This is a genomic window from Sphingobium sp. B11D3D (assembly GCF_025961755.1).
In the GTDB taxonomy this organism is placed as follows: Bacteria; Pseudomonadota; Alphaproteobacteria; order Sphingomonadales; family Sphingomonadaceae; genus Sphingobium.
Genome location: NZ_JAOQOG010000001.1, coordinates 2858476 through 2875690 on the forward strand (window position 1 = coordinate 2858476; position 17215 = coordinate 2875690).

Consider the following 17215-nt stretch of genomic DNA (forward strand, 5'->3'; position numbering starts at 1 on the left):
CCGAGATCACCGGACGACGATGCAATTTTCGCCCGCCACGCGCAGCCGGCCGCAGGTGGCGGTGGCATCCGCCGGGGAAGCGACGCTGGCGCGCAGGCGATACAGGGTGCGTCCGCCCGTCTCGACCGGCTCGACGCTGTGCTTGAGGGCCGAGAGATAATCGAATCGGCCGGACTGCTTCTTCCAGACCTCCTCGGCGATGGCGCGCGAGGCAAAGGCGCCGAGCTGCACGCGCGGCCCGGTCAAGGTGTCGACATCCTCGACCTTCGCCGGAGCTGGCGCCGCCGGCTTGGGCGTGGCGGCCGTCTTGACCGGCGCGATGACGGTGGGCTTGGCCGCCGGACGCTCCGCCGGGACAGCCAGAGCCGGCGCGGTCGGGCCGGTCTGCTTCAAGTCGTCACGCGGTGCTTCCGGCACGCGGCTCGCGTCGATGCGCCCCGAAGCCTCCCGGCCCTCGCTGGCTGCAAAGGCTTCGTCCCCTTCCCCATCGAAGGTGCGCGCGTCCGACGCGTTGGCCGGAACCTTGTAATCCTTGTTCTCCGCCGCAATCAGCGGCGCCGAGCCATCGCTGCCGCTGCGATCGCGGTTGCTGAACAGATAGCCGCCGGCGACAATCACACCGAGCAGAACGAGGCCCAGCACCGCCAGACCGACAATGCGGATCGGGGACACCCTTTCGGTCTCTTCCTCGATTCCTGCGGGCTCCAGCCAGGGCAGCCGGTCCTCGTCATCAAGATTGAGACCGTTGTTCGGCTCCCCGGCTGACATCAGTTCATCTCCTCAAGCGCGCTGACGCCCATCAGGGCCAGGCCGTTCTTGATAACCTGACCGATTCCGGCGCTCAAGTGCAGTCGCGCCGCCGTGAGGCCCGCATCGCCCGCGACGATCACGCGCCGCTCGGGCTGATCATTGCCGAGGTTCCACCAGCCATGGAAGCTGGCGGCAAGATCGTAGAGATAGAAGGCGATGCGATGCGGCTCACGCGCATTGGCGGCAGCCTCGACTACGCGGGGGAAGGTGGCCAGCTGCTTGACCAGATCCAGCTCCTCCGGGCCGAACAGCGCGCTGTCCGCCGCGGGCAGGCCGTCCGGGAAGCTCTCCTGCACCCGGCGCGCCAGCGAGGAAATCCGCGCATGGGCATATTGCACGTAGAAGACCGGATTGTCCTTGCTGGCTTCCACCACCTTGGCGAAGTCGAAGTCCATCTGCGCATCGGCCTTGCGTGTCAGCATGGTGAAGCGCACGACATCCTTGCCGACCTCCTCGACGACGTCGGCCAGCGTGACGAAATTGCCGAGCCGCTTGCCCATGCGGACCAGCTCGCCATTGCGCATCAGGCGCACCATCTGCACCAGCTTGACGTCGAACTGGACCTTGCCGCCGGTCAGCGCCGCCACGGCGGCCTTGATGCGCTTGACGGTGCCGGCATGGTCGGCGCCCCAGATGTCGATCAGCTGGTCGGCATTCTCGGCCTTCTGGGCATGATATGCGAGGTCGGTGCCGAAATAGGTCAGCCCGCCATCGGACTTGCGCACCGGCCGGTCGCTATCGTCACCGAACTGCGTCGCCCGGAAGAGCGTCATCTCGGTCGGCTCCCAGTCGTCAGGCAGTTCACCCTTGGGCGGCTCCAGCACGCCCTGATAGATGAAGCCCTCCGCCTCCAGCCGGGCCAGCGCCGCATCGACGCGGCCGGCCTGCTGCACGGCCGCCTCGGAGGCGAAGACATCATGATGAATGCCGAGCAGCGCCAGATCGGCGCGGATCATGTCCATCATCGCGGCGACGGCACGCTCGCGGAACAGGTCGAGCCAGTCCGCTTCCGGGGCTCCGACGTAGCGGTCACCGAACTCCGCCGCCAGCGCCTGACCGATGGGGATCAGATATTCGCCCGGATAGAAGCCGTCGGGGATCGCGATGGTCTCGCCCAGCGCCTCCCGGTAGCGCAGATGCACCGAGCGACCGAGCGTCTGCACCTGCGCGCCGGCATCGTTGATATAATATTCGCGGATGACGCTGTGCCCGGCATATTCGAGCAGCGCCGCCAGCGCATCGCCGACGACCGCGCCCCGGCAATGGCCCATGTGCATTGGCCCGGTCGGATTAGCCGAGACATATTCGATGTTGACGCGCACGCCCTTGCCCATCGTCGAGCGGCCATAGTCCGCGCCAGCCGCATGGATGGCTGCCAGCTCGTCTTCCCAGGCGGTGCGGACAAGACGCAGATTGATGAAGCCGGGGCCGGCGATCTCCACGCCGTCGACATCCGCCAGCGCCCGCAGCCGGCCGGCGATCAGCTCGGCAAGGGCACGGGGATTGGTGCCGGCGGGCTTGGCCAGCACCATCGCCGCATTGGTCGCCATGTCGCCATGCGAGGGGTCGCGCGGCGGTTCGACGGTCACGGCGGCGCGATTGAGGCCGGCGGGCAATTCGCCAGCCTGCACCATGTCGTCCAGAAGGCCGTCCAGCGCGGCGGCGATACGAGCGAAGATATTCATCGGGTCAGCGGTCCTGTCAGCATCGGCGGCGCGGCTGCAGGATGCTGCGGTCGTCCGGCCGCCGGAAAATGTCAGCGGGTCACGTTATAGCGGAGCTGGTCGGTGGTCAGGTTGAAACCCAGGAGCAGCTCGAAGCTGCTTCGCTGGATCGCCTCGCGCACTTCCGGGCGGGCCAGCGGATCGAGCGCCGCGTCCTGGTCGCCCGTCTTGCGCGGGCGGGTGATCATGCGCTCGATCTCGGGCGGCAGCGTTGCCGCATTGCGATCGATATAGGCAGAGGTGCTGCCGGTCGCCTCGGCACGCAGCGCGCCCTCGGCGAAATTCAGCCGCACCATGGTGACGCGCTTGGCGGTCACCGCCGTCGCGCCGCGCACGACTGCCGCGAAGACGGGCAGATCGACCGTCCGCGCCGGCCCGGCATCGCGGCGCACCGCAACGACCTTGTAGCCGACCTGCGAATAAATGTCCGTCTCACCCGTGGTGCAGGCAGGCCGCACATCGGTGAGCGTCGCGACCACGTCGATCGCACGCGCGTCGCGGCTGTCGGCCGGGTCGAACAGCGTGACGTCGCCGGTGTGCGCGGCCACGGCCACGGTCGGGCATGCGGTGCGGAACTGGATGATGCCTTGTCCGGCGGAGTCGATGTCGCCGCGCTTCGCGCAGCCGGCCATCAGGGCGACAAGAGCTGCCAGAACGGCGGGTTTCGAGAGAGCGGCGATCCGCACGATGGCTCCAATTCCTTATTCTGGCGCGCGCGGGATATCCCGCGCACAATCGGGTCCGCGCTTCTTAGTCGCGCTCCCACGGGCGCGCAACCGAAAGGGCACGTCGCCCGGACGGGCTGCAAAGACCTCGCCCGCGCCAGATGACCGCAGGATGAACCGGACGGCCGTTGCGCCCTCTCCCATTCTTCCGGCTTTCCCTCGGGCGGCCATGCCCCTAATGGGACTGGATGGATGGATCGACACATATGCCCGACATGCCTGCCTCTCACCAGCGCCCCGCCCTCACCGTTCTGGTCGCCGCACCGCGCGGCTTCTGCGCCGGTGTCGACCGCGCGATCATGATCGTGGAGCGGGCGCTCGAGAAGTTCGGCGCGCCGGTCTATGTCCGGCACGAGATCGTCCACAACCGCTTCGTCGTCGATGGGCTGCGAGCCAAGGGCGCCATCTTCGTGGACGAGCTGGATCAGGTGCCCGATGGGCGGCCAGTGGTCTTTTCCGCCCATGGCGTACCCAAGGTCGTGCCCGCCAATGCGGAGGCGCGCGGTCTCGATTATCTCGATGCGACCTGCCCGCTGGTCTCCAAGGTCCATCGACAGGCCGAGCGGCAGGTGGAGGCCGGGCGCCACATCCTGTTCATCGGCCACGCCAACCATCCCGAGGTGATCGGCACGTTCGGCCAGGTGCCGGACGGCGCGATGACGCTGATCGAGACGCAGGCAGATGCCGAGGCCTTCCAGCCCGCCCCCGGCGTGTCGCTGGCCTTCCTCACCCAGACCACGCTCTCCGTCGACGATACCGCGGAGATCGTCGCGACGCTGGAGCGGCGCTTTCCGGACATTGCCGCACCGAAGGGCGAGGACATCTGCTATGCGACCTCCAACCGCCAGGCCGCGACGAAGGAAATCGCCCGTCGTGCGCAGGCGGTGATGGTCATCGGCGCGCCGAACAGCTCCAATTCCATGCGGCTGGTCGAGGTCGCCGACCGCAGCGGTGCGCGCGCCCGCCTGATCGAAACGGCCGACGAAATCGACTTCGACTGGCTGGCCGGCGTCGAGACGCTGGGGGTGACGGCTGGCGCCAGCGCGCCCGAAGTGCTGGTGCGCAGCGTGATCGACAAGCTCGCCACCCGGTTCGACCTGACCGAGGAGGAAGTGCTCACCACCACCGAATCGATCACCTTCAAGCTGCCGCGCGGCCTGGAAGCGGCCTGAGCCATGGCTGTCTACACGCAGGTGCCGGCCGAGACGCTGGCGCTCTTTCTCGAACGCTACGATGTCGGCACGCTGCTCGCCGCCAAGGGCATCGCCGAGGGCGTCGAGAACAGCAATTATCTGGTCGACACGACCGGCGCGGACGGCAACGGCGCCCGCTTCATCCTGACGCTCTACGAAAAGCGCGTGGATGTGGCGGACCTGCCCTTTTTCATGGATCTGCTCGACCATGTCGGCGCGCGTGGCTGTCCGGTGCCGCGCTTCATCCATGACCGCGAGGGCAAGGCACTGCAGATGCTGTGCGAGCGGCCCGCAGCCCTCATCGAGTTCCTGAACGGCGTCTCGGTGACCCACCCGACCCCGCCTCAGGCCCGGTCCGCCGGCGCGGCGCTGGGGCAGTTTCATCGCGCAGCCGAGGATTTCTCCGGCGAGCGCCCCAACACGCTCGGCCCGGAAGGATGGCACCGCCTCGCCAATGACTGCGGCGGCGCGCTGGATACCATCCAGCCGGGGCTGGAACCACGCGTACGAACCGAACTCGCTTATCTCGATGCGCATTGGCCGCAGGCGCTGGCCCGTGGCGTCATCCATGCCGATCTGTTTCCGGACAATGTGCTGATGCGCGGCGACGCGGTCGGCGGACTGATCGACTTCTACTTCAGCTGCACGGACATCCGCGCCTATGATCTCGCCATCATGCATGGCGCCTGGTGCTTCGGCCCGGATGGGCGGGACTTCGACAGCGCCGTGGCGTTGGCGCTGATCGCGGGATATCGCGCGACGCATGGGCTGAGCGCGGAGGAATATGCCGCGCTGCCTGTCCTCGCACGCGGCGCGGCGCTGCGCTTCCTGCTGACCCGCGCCTATGACTGGATCAATACGCCCGCCAATGCGCTGGTCACGCGCAAGGACCCGCTGGCCTATCTGCGGCGCCTCGACTTTTATGCCGAAACGGACGCAGCGGCGCTGTTCGGCTCGGCCTCGTGAAAACCGTTCAGCTGTTCACCGACGGCGCCTGCAAGGGCAATCCCGGACCGGGCGGCTGGGGCGTGGTGCTGCGCTTCAACGGCCATGAGAAGGAGCTTTCCGGCGGGGAAGCGCACACCACCAACAACCGCATGGAGCTGATGGCCGCAATCGCCGGCCTCAATGCCCTCAAGGGACCGTGTCACGTCATTCTCTCCACGGACAGCAACTATGTGAAGGACGGCATCACCCGCTGGATTCACGGCTGGCAGCGCAATGGCTGGCGCACCGCCGACAAGAAACCGGTCAAGAATGCCGACCTCTGGCAAGAACTGCTCGCCGCCGTCGCCCCCCACCAGATCGATTGGCAGTGGGTGAAGGGCCACTCCGGCCACCCGGAGAATGAGCGCGCCGATCGCCTCGCCAGTGATGCAGCGGAGCGGGCGCGGGGTTAGGCTTTCGCGCCTCCGGGCTGCTGTTCGCGTTAGCCCCATAGCGCCCGGTTTTACGCCGGCTGGAACGTCCGCCGCCAGCCTTCGTTACTGCGTGGAGCCGATCCTCGGCTCGTTAGCCAAAGATCGGACTGTTATGCCGCCACGCACCCTGATCCAGTTCTTCCATTGGTACACGCAGGATGGAGGGCTGCATTGGGATGAGGTGGCTGACAAGAGCGCCAGCCTGGCGGGCATCGGCATCACCGATGTCTGGCTGCCACCGGCCGGCAAGGGGGCGGCGGGCGGCTATTCGGTTGGGTACGATGCCTATGACCTGTTCGACCTCGGCGAGTTCGACCAGAAGGGCACAGTGGCGACCAAATATGGCGATCGCGCCGCGCTCGAACGGGCCTGCGCTGCCCTGCGCGATGCCGGATTGCGGGTGATCCACGACGTTGTCTTCAATCACAAGATGGGCGGGGATGAGACGGAGCAGGTGCGCGTGCGCCGGGTCAATGCGGATAACCGCACCGAGATCGAGGACGAGGCTTTCGAGGCGCGCGCCTATACGCGCTTCACCTTCCCGGGGCGCAATGGCGCCCATTCCAAGTTCATCTGGGATGCCCGCTGCTTCAGCGGCGTGGACCATCTCGACGAGCCCAATGAAAATGGCGTTTTCAAGCTCGTCAACGACTATGGCGATGGCGAGTGGAACGCCGAGGTGGACGAGGAACTCGGCAACTTCGACTATCTGATGGGATCGGACATCGAGTTCCGCAACAACGCCGTCTATGAAGAGCTGAAATATTGGGGCCGCTGGCTGGCCGAGCAGCTTCCGGTCGATGGCTTCCGGCTCGATGCCGCCAAGCATATCCCGGCCTGGTTCTTCCGCGACTGGGTGGGGCATATGCGGGAGAGCGTGGCGGACGATCTGTTTGTGGTCGCCGAATATTGGCACCCGGACATGACCGCCCTGCAGACCTATCTCGACCGCGTCGATCATCAGCTCGCCCTGTTCGATGTCGCCCTGCATCACCGCTTTCACGAGGCCTCCTGCGCGGGCGACGCATTTGACATGCGGACGATCTTCGACGGTTCGCTGGTGGCGGTGGCCCCGGACCGCGCGGTGACGATCGTCGCGAACCACGACACCCAGGCGCTGCAGGCCATGGAAGCACCCGTCGAGACCTGGTTCCGCCCGCTGGCTTATGCGCTGATCCTGCTGCGCGAGGCGGGGGTGCCCTGCGTGTTCTATCCCGATCTCTATGGCGCGCGGTACAATGATATGGGCGGCGATGGCGAGACTCATGAGGTCGAGATGCCTCCGATTGACGGCCTGGAGAAGCTGATCGAAGCGCGGCAGCGTTTCGCGCATGGGCCGCAGACCGATCTGTTCGACGATCCCCACGCCATCGGCTTCATCCGCCACGGCACGGAGGATGCGCCGGGCTGCGTCGTGCTGCTCACCAATGCGGGCGATGCCACCAAAGTCTTCGATCTCGGCCCGGATCATGCCGGCGCGGGTTTCCGCGATTATCTCGGGCATTGCGAGGAAGAAATCTGGTCGGACGACGAGGGACGGCTGACCGCGCGGGTGAATGGCGGAAGCGTGAGCGTGTGGGTGCGCAGCGACGCATTTTGAGGGGCTCAGCGCCAGCGCATTGCCCTTTTGGGAACTCCGAGGCGACCGATGCTCAGGAACGACCCTCCAACATCGCGCGTTGGCTCAATTGAAAGGAGTTCTCAGATGGAAGATGAGGTTCACAAGACCACCGAAGACGCCCGTGCCGGCCAGACGCCGCACATCGTCCGTTATGTGCTGAGCATCTCGCTCGTGCTTGCGGTGATTGTGATGGCGGTCGTTCTGTTCTGGGGCTCGGCCCAGAGCTGACGCCGGCCTGAACGCGCTTTTGCGCGCAGAAAGTGGGGCCGGACGCGGCCGGCCCACATTCCTTAAATATCGCGGCGCCCGAGCAAGCGCAGACGCAGGGCGTTGAGCTTGATGAAGCCAGCCGCATCCCGCTGATCATAGGCGCCCGCATCATCCTCGAAGGTCACAACCTTCTCGCTGTAGAGCGAGTTGGGCGACTTGCGGCCCACGACGATGCAGCTGCCCTTATAGAGCTTGAGGCGGACCGTGCCCGCGACCTTCAGCTGGCTGTGGTCGATCGCTGCCTGCAGCATCTCGCGCTCGGGTGAGAACCAGAAGCCGTTATAGACCAGTTCCGCATAGCGCGGCGCCAGTTCGTCCTTGAGGTGGGCGGCGCCGCGATCCAGCGTCAACTGCTCGATGCCGCGATGGGCCAGTGCATAGATGGTGCCGCCCGGCGTCTCGTACATGCCGCGCGACTTCATGCCGACGAAGCGGTTCTCGACCAGATCGAGCCGGCCAATGCCGTGCTTGCGGCCCAGCTCGTTGAGCGCCTCGAGCAGCGTCGCCGGGCTCATCGCCTGGCCATTGAGGGCCGTGCCGTCACCCTTTTCGAAATCGACGGTGATATATTCCGGCGTGTCCGGCGCATCCTCGGGATTGACGGTGCGCGAATAGACATAGTCCGGCACCTCCTCCCACGGATCTTCCAGCACTTTGCCCTCCGAGGAGGTGTGCAGCATGTTGGCGTCGGTGGAGAAGGGCGCCTCGCCGCGCTTGTCCTTGGGCACCATGATCTGGTGCTGCTCGGCCCACTCGATGAGCTTGGTGCGCGAGGTCAGATCCCATTCGCGCCACGGCGCGATGACCTTGATATCCGGCTGGAGCGCATAATAACCAAGCTCAAACCGCACCTGGTCATTGCCCTTGCCGGTCGCGCCGTGGGACACGGCATCGGCCCCGACCATCTTGGCGATCTCAATCTGGCGCTTTGCGATCAGCGGCCGCGCGATGGAGGTGCCGAGCAGATACAGCCCCTCATACATGGCGTTAGCGCGCATCATCGGGAAGACATAATCCCGCACGAATCCCTCGCGCAGATCGTCGATGAAGATGTGCTCGGGCTTCACGCCGGCATTCAGCGCCTTTTGCCGGGCCGGCTCCAGCTCCTCGCCCTGCCCCAGATCGGCCGTGAAGGTCACGACCTCGCAGCCATAATGGATTTGCAGCCACTTGAGGATGACGCTGGTATCGAGGCCACCGGAATAGGCGAGAACAACGCGCTTGATGGTGTCGGACATGGCGACAGGGGTCTTTCGAACTGGAGGTCGAGGATCAGGCCGGTCGCCTATCAGCGTCACTCAAAACGCGCAACCTGTGAGGGACGCCGGGCGCGCCAATCCGGTGGGAGCCCGCCTCTAGTCATCGGCAAGATCGATCATTGAGACGACTTTAATCGATTTTCATTCTTGAACGGGTGGCATTATTGTCAGCCTTGGAACGCAGCCTGCAGCCTGCGTCCATTGCTCGCCGGTTCCCCACGGCCGCGCGGGCACCTGCTGCCCCGGCACCCCCCTCCTGCCGGGGCAGCTATCGCCTCCCGAAATTCCCCAGCATCCGGCAGACCACGGCAGTTTTGCGCTGGCCTCAATCAAACCGCCCGGCCCCATGTCTGGAGCCGGGCGGCGAAGCATCCGTCATGGAAGGGGGATTATGCCGCGAGATCGAACCGATCGGCATTCATCACCTTCACCCAGGCCGCGATGAAGTCGGCGACGAACTTGTCGGCAGCGTCGGACGACGCGTAGACCTCCGACAGCGCCCGCAACTGGGAGTTCGATCCGAACACCAGATCGGTGCGGGTCGCGGTCCATTTCTCCATGTCCGTCTTGCGGCAGGTGCCGACGAACACCTCGTCACCGCGATCGTCGACTTCCTTCCACGCCGTGCCCATGTCGAGCAGGTTGACGAAGAAGTCGTTGGTCAGCTGGCCGGGACGATCCGTCAGCACGCCTTCCTTGCGACCATCATGATTGGCACCGAGCACGCGCAGCCCGCCCACCAGCACCGTCATCTCCGGCGCGCTCAGGCGTAGAAGCTGGGCGCGGTCGATCATCAGCTCCTCGGTCGGCACGCTGAAGCGCACCTGGAGATAATTGCGGAAGCCGTCTGCCTTGGGCTCCAGCACGGCGAAGCTCTCGGCATCGGTCCAGTCCTGCACGGCGTCGGTGCGACCGGGCGTGAACGGCACCGTCACCGTGCGCCCCGCTGCCTTGGCGGCCTGCTCGATGCCGACGCTGCCGCCCAGCACGATCAGATCGGCAATGCTCACCTTCTTCCCGCCCGATGCCGTCACGTCGAAGTCTGCCTTGATGCCCTCATAGACATTCAGGACGCGGGCCAGTTGCGCGGGCTGATTGACTTCCCAGTCCTTCTGCGGCGCAAGGCGGATGCGCGCGCCATTGGCGCCGCCGCGATGGTCCGAGCCGCGATAGGTCGAGGCCGAGGCCCAGGCGGTGGTAACCAGCTCGGCCACGGACAGGCCCGATGCCGCGATCTTCTCCTTGAGCGCTGCCACATCGGCGGCGTCGATCGGCGCATGGTCGGCCTTGGGGATCGGGTCCTGCCAGATCAGGTCTTCGGTCGGCACCTCCGGGCCGAGATAGCGCGCCTTCGGCCCCATGTCGCGGTGACACAGCTTGAACCAGGCCCGTGCGAAGCAATCCGCGAAATAGTCCGGATTCGCCCGGAATTTCTCCATGATCACCCGATAGGCGGGGTCCATCTTGAACGCCATGTCCGCCGTGGTCATCATCGTCGGCACATGCTTGGCAGGATTGTGCGCGGCCGGGGCCAGCGTCTCGGGCGGATTGCCGACCGGCTGCCACTGTTTCGCGCCGGCAGGGCTGCGCACCAGCTCATACTCATGGTCGAGCAACATGTCGAAATAGCTCATGTCCCAGCTGATCGGCGTCGGCGTCCACGCGCCTTCGATGCCGCTCGTGATCGTATGATCGCCGATGCCGCTCTCATGGCTCGACTGCCAGCCCAGGCCCTGCTGCGCGATGTCTGCGCCTTCCGGCTCGGCGGCGATCTTGGAGGCATCGCCCGCGCCATGCGCCTTGCCGAAGGTGTGGCCACCGGCCGTCAGGGCAGCTGTCTCTTCATCGTCCATGCCCATGCGCTTGAACGTCTCGCGAATGTCCCGTGCGGACTGGAGCGGATCGGGATTGCCGCCCGGCCCTTCCGGGTTGACGTAGATGAGGCCCATCTGGATCGCGGCGAGCGGGTCTTCCAGCGCGCGGCCCTCAGCTTCGTCAATGCGGGTGAGATTGCCTTCCTGGCCCACCCACTGCTCCTCGGTGCCCCAGTAGATGTCCTTCTCCGGCTCGAACACGTCGGCCCGGCCGCCGCCGAAGCCGAAGACCGGCCCGCCCATCGATTCGATCGCGACATTGCCGGCGAGGATCATCAGGTCCGCCCAGCTCAGCTTGGCGCCATATTTCTGCTTGATCGGCCAGAGCAGCCGGCGAGCCTTGTCGAGATTGGCGTTGTCCGGCCAGCTGTTGAGCGGGGCGAAGCGCTGCTGCCCGCTATTGGCGCCACCGCGACCGTCACCGGTGCGATAGGTGCCCGCCGAGTGCCACGCCATGCGGATGAAGAACGGGCCATAATGGCCGTAATCCGCCGGCCACCAGGGCTGGCTGTCCGTCATCAACGCATGGAGGTCGCGTTTGACGGCCTCATAATCCAGCGTCTTGAATGCTGCGGCATAGTCGAAATCGTCCCCCATCGGGTCGGTGGAGAGACCGTTTCTCTGGAGAATTTCGAGCGAGAGCTGGTTGGGCCACCAATCCCGGTTGGTGCGGCCCAGCAGCGAGCGCATGGCTGCGGACGTCTTCATCGGGCAACCCGACGGCGAACCACTTGTTTTCGCGTCCATTTCAATATCCTTCCCGATCAAAATTCATTGAGGGGAGATTATCGAATAGCGGCCGCCTGAAACAGCGATTAAACTTCGTTATTGAAAGCTAGATTTTCGATCAAGGATCAGCCCTTGGCGCGATAGCGTGCCTCGGCCTGCGCCATATAGTCTCGCGTGATCGGCAGAGTGTGGCGATTGCGGACGAACTGGAGCTGGTAGATCGTCTGGCTGCCATAGAGGAAGCCGGACGCTGCCGCCGCCAGATAGAAGGTCCACATGCGGAAGAAGCGCTCGTCATACAGGGCGACGATCTCCGTCTTCGCCGCAAGCGTGCGCTGATACCAATGCTCGAGCGTATAGTAATAATGCATGCGCAGCACTTCGATGTCGGTCAGCAGCAGGCGGTTGGGCTCGCTGCCTTCCATGATCTCCGACAACGCCGGGGCGTAACCGCCGGGGAAGATATACTTGCGCATGAAGCCATCCGTCGATGACGGGCCATTGAGGCGGCCGATGGTGTGCAGCAGCATCACCCCGTCCGGCTTCAGCAGGTTATGGCAGGTGCGGAAGAACTCGCGATAATGGCGCACGCCGACATGCTCGAACATGCCGACCGAGACGATGCGATCGAACGTGCCGTTCACATCGCGATAATCGATCAGCTCGAACCGGACGCGATCGGCGACGCCCGCCTCCTGCGCCCGGCGCCGCGCGACTTTGAGCTGCTCCTCGGACAAGGTGACGCCAAGCACGTCCACATCCGCCACGCGGTTGAGATAAAGGGCCATGCCGCCCCAGCCGCAACCGATATCCAGCACCTGCTGACCGGACTTCAGATCGAGCTTGGCGGCGATATGCGCCTTCTTGTCGATCTGCGCCTGCTCCAGGCTCACGGCATCGGGGTCGGTAAAGTAGGCGCAGCTATATTGCCGGTCCTTGTCGAGGAACAGCGCGTAGAGCTTGTCCGACAGGTCGTAGTGATGCGCGACATTGGCCTTGGAGCGACTGCGCTTGTTGTAATTGTCGCGCCAGTGCTTGATCCGCTCTCCCAGCCAGCCGAGCAAGCTCGGCTCATCGAGCGTCTTGCCGCTTTCCAAAGGCGAATTGGCCGCGACCAGCATGATCAGGTTCCAGATGCTGCCCTGCTCGATGATGAGCTTGCCATCCATGAACCCTTCGGCCGCGCCGAGCGCCGGATTGGTGAGGATGGCGCGTGCGGCGGCATCATCGGTGAAGCGGATGGCGACGTCCGGCCAGCCCCTCACGGCTGTTCCCAACACTTCCTGCGACCCATCCGCATAGCGGATGGTCAATGTGCCCTGACTGATGATCTTGCCGAGCAGGCGACCCAATATTCTCATGGCGCGCGTTTATAGCGCGGCGGATCGTTCGGTCACCCCCTTATCACGAAGAGCGGGCGCTTTCCCTGACCGTTCCATCTGCTATTCCGCTGCCTCGGCCCATCGGAGATGAGACGATCATGACCACCCCCAGCTTCCACAGCTACCGCCCGGCCGATGGCCATGGGCTGGCGCACAATCCGCTGAATGCCATCGTCGCGCCGAGGCCCATCGGGTGGATCGGGACGGTCAGCGCGACCGGTGTGCCCAATCTCGCGCCCTACAGCTTCTTCAATCTCTTCGCCTACAGCCCGCCGATCATCGGCTTCTCATCCAGCGGCGTGAAGGACAGCCTGACCAACGCCCGTGCGACCGGCGTCTTCACCTGGAATCTGGTCGGCCGCTCCCTGGCCGAGGCGATGAACGCCACATCTGCAGAGGTCGCGCCAGACATCGACGAATTCACGCTCGCTGGGCTGGAACCGCTCGCCTCGGCGGAGATCGCGGCACCGCGCGTCGCGGCCAGTCCGGTGCAGTTCGAATGCCGGGTGACAGACATACTGCCGCTGCGTGGCCTTTCCGGCGCGCAAACCGGCAATGTCATGGTGTTTGGCGAGGTGGTCCACATCCACATTGATCCGGCCTGCCTGCATGACGGCATCTATCGCACCACCGATGCCGTGCCGGTGGCGCGGGGTGGAGGGCCGGCCGATTATTACGAGATCCGGCCCGACACGCAGTTCCTGATGAAGCGCCCCGGCTGAACCCTCGGCTTAGCCGAGCGCGGCCTGCTTCTCGGCTGCGAGCCGGTCCAGCTCGGCGCGGCTCTTCTTCTCGCTGGCGGATTTGAGCTGCCCGCAGGCGGCCATGATGTCGCGACCGCGCGGCGTGCGCACCGGCGCGGAAATACCCGCCTCGAACACGATGTCCGAGAAGCGCCTGATCCGCTCCGGGGTGGAGCATTCGTAAGGCGCGCCGGGCCACGGGTTGAAGGGAATGAGGTTCACCTTGGCCGGCAGACGATATTGGCGGAGCAGACGGACCAGTTCGCGCGCATCCTCATCGCTGTCATTCTTGTCCTTGAGCATGACATATTCGAACGTGATGCGACGGGCATTATTGGCACCGGGATAGTCGGCACAGGCCTGGAGCAGCTCTTCCAGCCCGAACTTGCGGTTGAGCGGCACGATCTCGTCGCGCACCTCCTTGGTGACGGCATGAAGCGACACGGCCAGGTTGACGCCGATCTCCTCGCCGGCGCGGGCCATCATCGGCACCACGCCGCTGGTGGAGAGCGTGATGCGACGCTTGGAGAGCGCCAGTCCGTCGCCATCCATCACCACCTTGAGCGCATCGCGGACATGCTCGAAATTGTAGAGCGGCTCGCCCATGCCCATCATCACGATGTTGGTGAGCAGGCGCCCGTCCGGGCTGTACTGCGGCGCGTCGTCGTCCTCTTCCTCTTCGACCTCGCCGAAGCCGGCCATGCTGCCCTTTGGCCACTCGCCAAGGGCATCGCGCGCGAGCATCACCTGCCCGACGATCTCGCCCGGCGTCAGATTGCGCACCAGACGCATCGTGCCGGTGTGGCAGAAGCGACAATTGAGCGTGCAGCCGACCTGGCTGGACACGCACAGCGTCCCCCGGTCCGCATCGGGGATGAAGACCATTTCATAATCCTGCGCGTCGTCGGAACGGAGCAGCCATTTGCGCGTGCCATCCGAGCTGATCTGCGCTTCTACCACATTGGGCCGCCCGACGATGAAGCGCTCGGCCATCCAGCCCCGCATCGGCTTGGCCAGATCGGTCATCCGCTCGAAATCGGTCTCACCGCGATGATAGAGCCAGTGGAAGAGCTGCTTGGCGCGCAGCTTCGCCTGCTTCTCATCGAGACCTGCCGCACTCAGCTCAGCCTTGATCTGGGCGCGGGAGAGACCAACGAGATCGACCCGCCCGTCCTCGCGCGGCGTGATGGCGCGGGGGACTGGCACAGGATCGACATGGCCGGGGATCGGCATGAGGGGCGTCGCAGTATGGGGCATGGGGCGCATATAATCGCATGTTGGAGCTTGCGCCAGTGGCGTTCACCAACCCCGATGCCGGCAGACCATCCCCATACGAAACCGGATTTCCCGTCGTTGCGGGAACCCGGCGAGCGAGGAGCCGTTACGCTTTGGTCGTCGGGGCCCCTCTGGCGCTTGCTCACAAGCGTGATGTCGGACGCCCCACCGCGCCCGAGGCACGTCATTCCACGTACCCCATTCCCGTGGAATCCTTCGGCGCCTATCGGAGGATTGATCCATGAAGTTCGCGTTCCCGCTCTCCCTCGCCGCCCTGACCTCGCTCGGCTGCGCGACGCCCGCTTTCGCCGCGGACCGTGCCCCGACCCCGGAGGAGGCGAAGGCCATCACGGCCGTGCTGCACGACGCGGGTTTCAAGAGCTGGGACGAAATCGAGTTCGACGTCGACGACAATCGCTGGGAGGTCGATGACGCGCGCGATGCGCAGGGGCTCTCCATCTCGCCCCGAAAACCTACGCGATCGTCCGCCGCGAACGAGACTGACGACGGGCCGACTAGTTCGCAAAGCGCTTGAAATAGCTCGTCTCCAGCCACCGCGGGCGCTCTGGCGCGTCGGCGACGCGCTGGGTGAGCGCGATGACATAGTCGGTCAGCTTGACGCCCTCGGCCTTCATCACCGGCTGCAGAAGATCATCCTGGGGAGAATGGTAGATATTCGCGCGCCACGCGGCCTCCACCGCCTCTTCCGGCGTCCCGAGCTTGAAACCATATTTGGGGAAGAGCGCCGGGATACCCTGCTTTATGAAACTATATTGATCCGACCGGATGAACACGTTGCGATCCGGCTTAGGGTCCGGGACGATGGGCAGGCCCATCGCCTCGCTCACCGCCTGCGCATGAGCGCCGAGCGTGCTCTCCTCATAGCCGATGGGCGTGATGCTGGTCAGCGGAAAGATCGGCAGCGGCATGTCCAGATTGATGTTCGCCACGATCGACCCGGCCGGCACCGTCGGACGACTGGCGAAATAGCGCGAGCCGAGCAGGCCCTTCTCTTCTGCCGTGACGATGGCGAACAGGATCGAGCGGCGGGTCTTTTGGGGCGCCGCCGCCAGCGCCCTGGCCGCCTCGATCATGCTGGCGACGCCGACGGCATTATCGAACGCCCCGTTGTAGATGGCATCGCCATTGACCGGCGTTCCGATGCCATAGCCGTCCAGATGCGCCGAGAGGACGACATATTCCGAGGCCAGTGCCGGGTCCGATCCGGGCAGGACCGCGATGATGTTGTTGCTGCTGAGCGGCTTTTGGGTCGCCTCGATCGTCGCAGCAAAACGGCCCGGCAGGTCGAAGACGGGCAGCGGCGCCGATGCGTCCGACAGGGCGGACAGCGCCTCGAAGCTCTGCCCCGTGCCCTCGAACAGCAGGCCGGCCTTTTCCGGCGAGAGGGTTGCCATCATGAAGGGCACCGAGACATCGCGCAGCGCCGGATCGGCCAGATACATGGAGGAAAGGCTCGCATTGCCGACCTGCCGATCCCACCGGATCTCGACCTGTTTGGGGGTGGTGAGCGCAATCATGCCCAGGGCGCCACGCTCAGCGAGCAGCTTCGCGCGCGCCGAGCGCGCATCGGACTTCAGCGCGCCCGAAATGTCGGCTGGGCCGCCGGACAGCACGACCACCACCTTGCCCTTGACGTCGATCCCCGCGAAATCATCATGACCGGCCTCAGCTATGGAGAGGCCGTAGCCGGCAAAGACCAGCGGCGCGTCGATGCTGGCCGGCATGGGCGTGTTGCCACGGAAGAACAGATCCTGCGTGGTCGCCAGAGCCACATCGCCCGACGCGCGCTTGAGCACCGCCGTGCTCGCCGGCTGATCGAAACGCTGCTCGACCAGCTCGACACGCTGAAAATAGCCGTCCGTTCCCGCCGGCCGCGCCCCAAGCTTGCGAAAGGCCTCGACGACATAATCGGCCGCACGATCATAACCTGGCGTGCCGGCTCCGCGCCCTTCATTGGCATCGCTGGCAAGTTCCTCGACATGGCCCCACCAGGCATTGATCCGGTCAGTGGATGGTTCGGGCAGTTGCGCAGCCAATGGCGTGACGATCAGGCAGCCGATGACTGCCCCTAGGGCGTGGCGATAGAACATGAAGCATGGTCTCCCCGGACGATGCGCCGCATGCTGCAATGCAACAAGAGCGCTGTCAACGCATGGCGGGACCGGGAA

Annotated in this window: 15 protein-coding genes; 7 read left to right on the plus strand and 8 right to left on the minus strand. The window is 65.2% G+C overall.

Annotated features, from left to right (window positions below; genetic code table 11):
• Window positions 1-6: 6 nt before the first annotated feature.
• The 3 genes from M2334_RS13540 to M2334_RS13550 all read right to left on the minus strand — a co-directional run bounded on the left by M2334_RS13540 (window position 7) and on the right by M2334_RS13550 (window position 3220).
• Window positions 7-768: an SPOR domain-containing protein gene (locus tag M2334_RS13540; RefSeq protein ID WP_181558849.1), complete on the minus strand. Its 762-nt coding sequence runs from the start codon at window positions 766-768 to the stop codon at window positions 7-9.
• Entirely contained in the window at window positions 768-2495 is a 1728-nt protein-coding gene (gene argS / locus M2334_RS13545; RefSeq protein ID WP_264605693.1) for an arginine--tRNA ligase, read from the minus strand. Before argS ends, M2334_RS13540 begins: the two co-directional genes overlap by 1 nt.
• A 71-nt stretch (window positions 2496-2566) precedes the next feature.
• Entirely contained in the window at window positions 2567-3220 is a 654-nt protein-coding gene (locus tag M2334_RS13550; RefSeq protein ID WP_264576441.1) for a hypothetical protein, read from the minus strand.
• A 245-nt stretch (window positions 3221-3465) separates the two neighbouring features.
• On the opposite strand from M2334_RS13550, the gene ispH reads away from it, so the two are divergent.
• From ispH to M2334_RS13575, 5 genes are all read left to right on the plus strand, one after another.
• The gene (gene ispH / locus M2334_RS13555) at window positions 3466-4431 is read left to right on the plus strand and encodes a 4-hydroxy-3-methylbut-2-enyl diphosphate reductase (RefSeq protein WP_264605694.1); all 966 of its coding nucleotides are present in this window, start codon (window positions 3466-3468) and stop codon (window positions 4429-4431) included.
• Window positions 4432-4434: 3 nt separating this feature from the next.
• A complete protein-coding gene (thrB, locus tag M2334_RS13560) occupies window positions 4435-5418 on the plus strand; it encodes a homoserine kinase (protein WP_264605695.1) in 984 nt (327 codons plus the stop codon).
• Window positions 5415-5852, plus strand: coding sequence for a ribonuclease HI (gene rnhA / locus M2334_RS13565; RefSeq protein WP_264572183.1), 438 nt, complete (start codon window positions 5415-5417; stop codon window positions 5850-5852). The genes thrB and rnhA overlap by 4 nt, the downstream gene beginning before the upstream one ends.
• Window positions 5853-5985: 133 nt before the next feature.
• Window positions 5986-7473, plus strand: coding sequence for an alpha-amylase (gene amyA, locus M2334_RS13570; protein ID WP_264605696.1), 1488 nt, complete (start codon window positions 5986-5988; stop codon window positions 7471-7473).
• A gap of 105 nt (window positions 7474-7578) precedes the next feature.
• Window positions 7579-7722 carry a hypothetical protein gene (locus M2334_RS13575; RefSeq protein ID WP_181558843.1) on the plus strand — a complete coding sequence of 48 codons (144 nt, stop codon included), beginning with the start codon at window positions 7579-7581 and terminating at the stop codon, window positions 7720-7722.
• Window positions 7723-7784: 62 nt separating this feature from the next.
• Here M2334_RS13575 and M2334_RS13580 read toward each other — a convergent pair whose 3' ends face one another.
• The 3 genes from M2334_RS13580 to M2334_RS13590 form a co-directional block, all read right to left on the minus strand.
• Window positions 7785-9002 carry an argininosuccinate synthase gene (locus M2334_RS13580; protein ID WP_264605697.1) on the minus strand — a complete coding sequence of 406 codons (1218 nt, stop codon included), beginning with the start codon at window positions 9000-9002 and terminating at the stop codon, window positions 7785-7787.
• A gap of 410 nt (window positions 9003-9412) precedes the next feature.
• Complete coding sequence (gene katG / locus M2334_RS13585) at window positions 9413-11644, minus strand: catalase/peroxidase HPI (RefSeq protein WP_264605698.1); 2232 nt, start codon at window positions 11642-11644, stop codon at window positions 9413-9415.
• Between the two features lie 107 nt (window positions 11645-11751).
• Window positions 11752-12987: an SAM-dependent methyltransferase gene (locus tag M2334_RS13590; protein ID WP_264576448.1), complete on the minus strand. Its 1236-nt coding sequence runs from the start codon at window positions 12985-12987 to the stop codon at window positions 11752-11754.
• Window positions 12988-13106: 119 nt separating this feature from the next.
• On the opposite strand from M2334_RS13590, the gene M2334_RS13595 reads away from it, so the two are divergent.
• Window positions 13107-13730 carry a flavin reductase family protein gene (locus M2334_RS13595; protein ID WP_264605699.1) on the plus strand — a complete coding sequence of 208 codons (624 nt, stop codon included), beginning with the start codon at window positions 13107-13109 and terminating at the stop codon, window positions 13728-13730.
• A 9-nt stretch (window positions 13731-13739) separates the two neighbouring features.
• On the opposite strand, the gene rlmN is transcribed toward M2334_RS13595, so the two are convergent.
• Complete coding sequence (gene rlmN / locus M2334_RS13600) at window positions 13740-15008, minus strand: 23S rRNA (adenine(2503)-C(2))-methyltransferase RlmN (RefSeq protein WP_264586663.1); 1269 nt, start codon at window positions 15006-15008, stop codon at window positions 13740-13742.
• Between the two features lie 259 nt (window positions 15009-15267).
• Here rlmN and M2334_RS13605 point away from each other — a divergent pair, with 259 nt between their 5' ends.
• On the plus strand, window positions 15268-15561 hold the full coding sequence (locus M2334_RS13605; protein WP_264605700.1) for a PepSY domain-containing protein: 294 nt from the start codon (window positions 15268-15270) through the stop codon (window positions 15559-15561).
• On the opposite strand, the gene M2334_RS13610 is transcribed toward M2334_RS13605, so the two are convergent.
• Window positions 15542-17137: a M28 family metallopeptidase gene (locus tag M2334_RS13610; protein WP_264605701.1), complete on the minus strand. Its 1596-nt coding sequence runs from the start codon at window positions 17135-17137 to the stop codon at window positions 15542-15544. The two genes, M2334_RS13605 and M2334_RS13610, sit on opposite strands and share 20 nt — an antisense overlap.
• Window positions 17138-17215 lie beyond the last annotated feature (78 nt).

Excerpts from the sequence above, each read along its gene's own strand:
- M2334_RS13540 (WP_181558849.1), bottom strand. The coding sequence starts at position 768 with ATGTCAGCCGGGGAGCCGAACAACGGTCTCAATCTTGATGACGAGGAC.
- argS (WP_264605693.1), bottom strand. The coding sequence starts at position 2,495 with ATGAATATCTTCGCTCGTATCGCCGCCGCGCTGGACGGCCTTCTGGAC.
- ispH (WP_264605694.1), top strand. The coding sequence starts at position 3,466 with ATGCCCGACATGCCTGCCTCTCACCAGCGCCCCGCCCTCACCGTTCTG.
- thrB (WP_264605695.1), top strand. The coding sequence starts at position 4,435 with ATGGCTGTCTACACGCAGGTGCCGGCCGAGACGCTGGCGCTCTTTCTC.
- amyA (WP_264605696.1), top strand. The coding sequence starts at position 5,986 with ATGCCGCCACGCACCCTGATCCAGTTCTTCCATTGGTACACGCAGGAT.
- M2334_RS13575 (WP_181558843.1), top strand. The coding sequence starts at position 7,579 with ATGGAAGATGAGGTTCACAAGACCACCGAAGACGCCCGTGCCGGCCAG.
- M2334_RS13580 (WP_264605697.1), bottom strand. The coding sequence starts at position 9,002 with ATGTCCGACACCATCAAGCGCGTTGTTCTCGCCTATTCCGGTGGCCTC.
- katG (WP_264605698.1), bottom strand. The coding sequence starts at position 11,644 with ATGGACGCGAAAACAAGTGGTTCGCCGTCGGGTTGCCCGATGAAGACG.
- M2334_RS13590 (WP_264576448.1), bottom strand. The coding sequence starts at position 12,987 with ATGAGAATATTGGGTCGCCTGCTCGGCAAGATCATCAGTCAGGGCACA.
- M2334_RS13595 (WP_264605699.1), top strand. The coding sequence starts at position 13,107 with ATGACCACCCCCAGCTTCCACAGCTACCGCCCGGCCGATGGCCATGGG.
- rlmN (WP_264586663.1), bottom strand. The coding sequence starts at position 15,008 with ATGCCCCATACTGCGACGCCCCTCATGCCGATCCCCGGCCATGTCGAT.
- M2334_RS13605 (WP_264605700.1), top strand. The coding sequence starts at position 15,268 with ATGAAGTTCGCGTTCCCGCTCTCCCTCGCCGCCCTGACCTCGCTCGGC.
- M2334_RS13610 (WP_264605701.1), bottom strand. The coding sequence starts at position 17,137 with ATGTTCTATCGCCACGCCCTAGGGGCAGTCATCGGCTGCCTGATCGTC.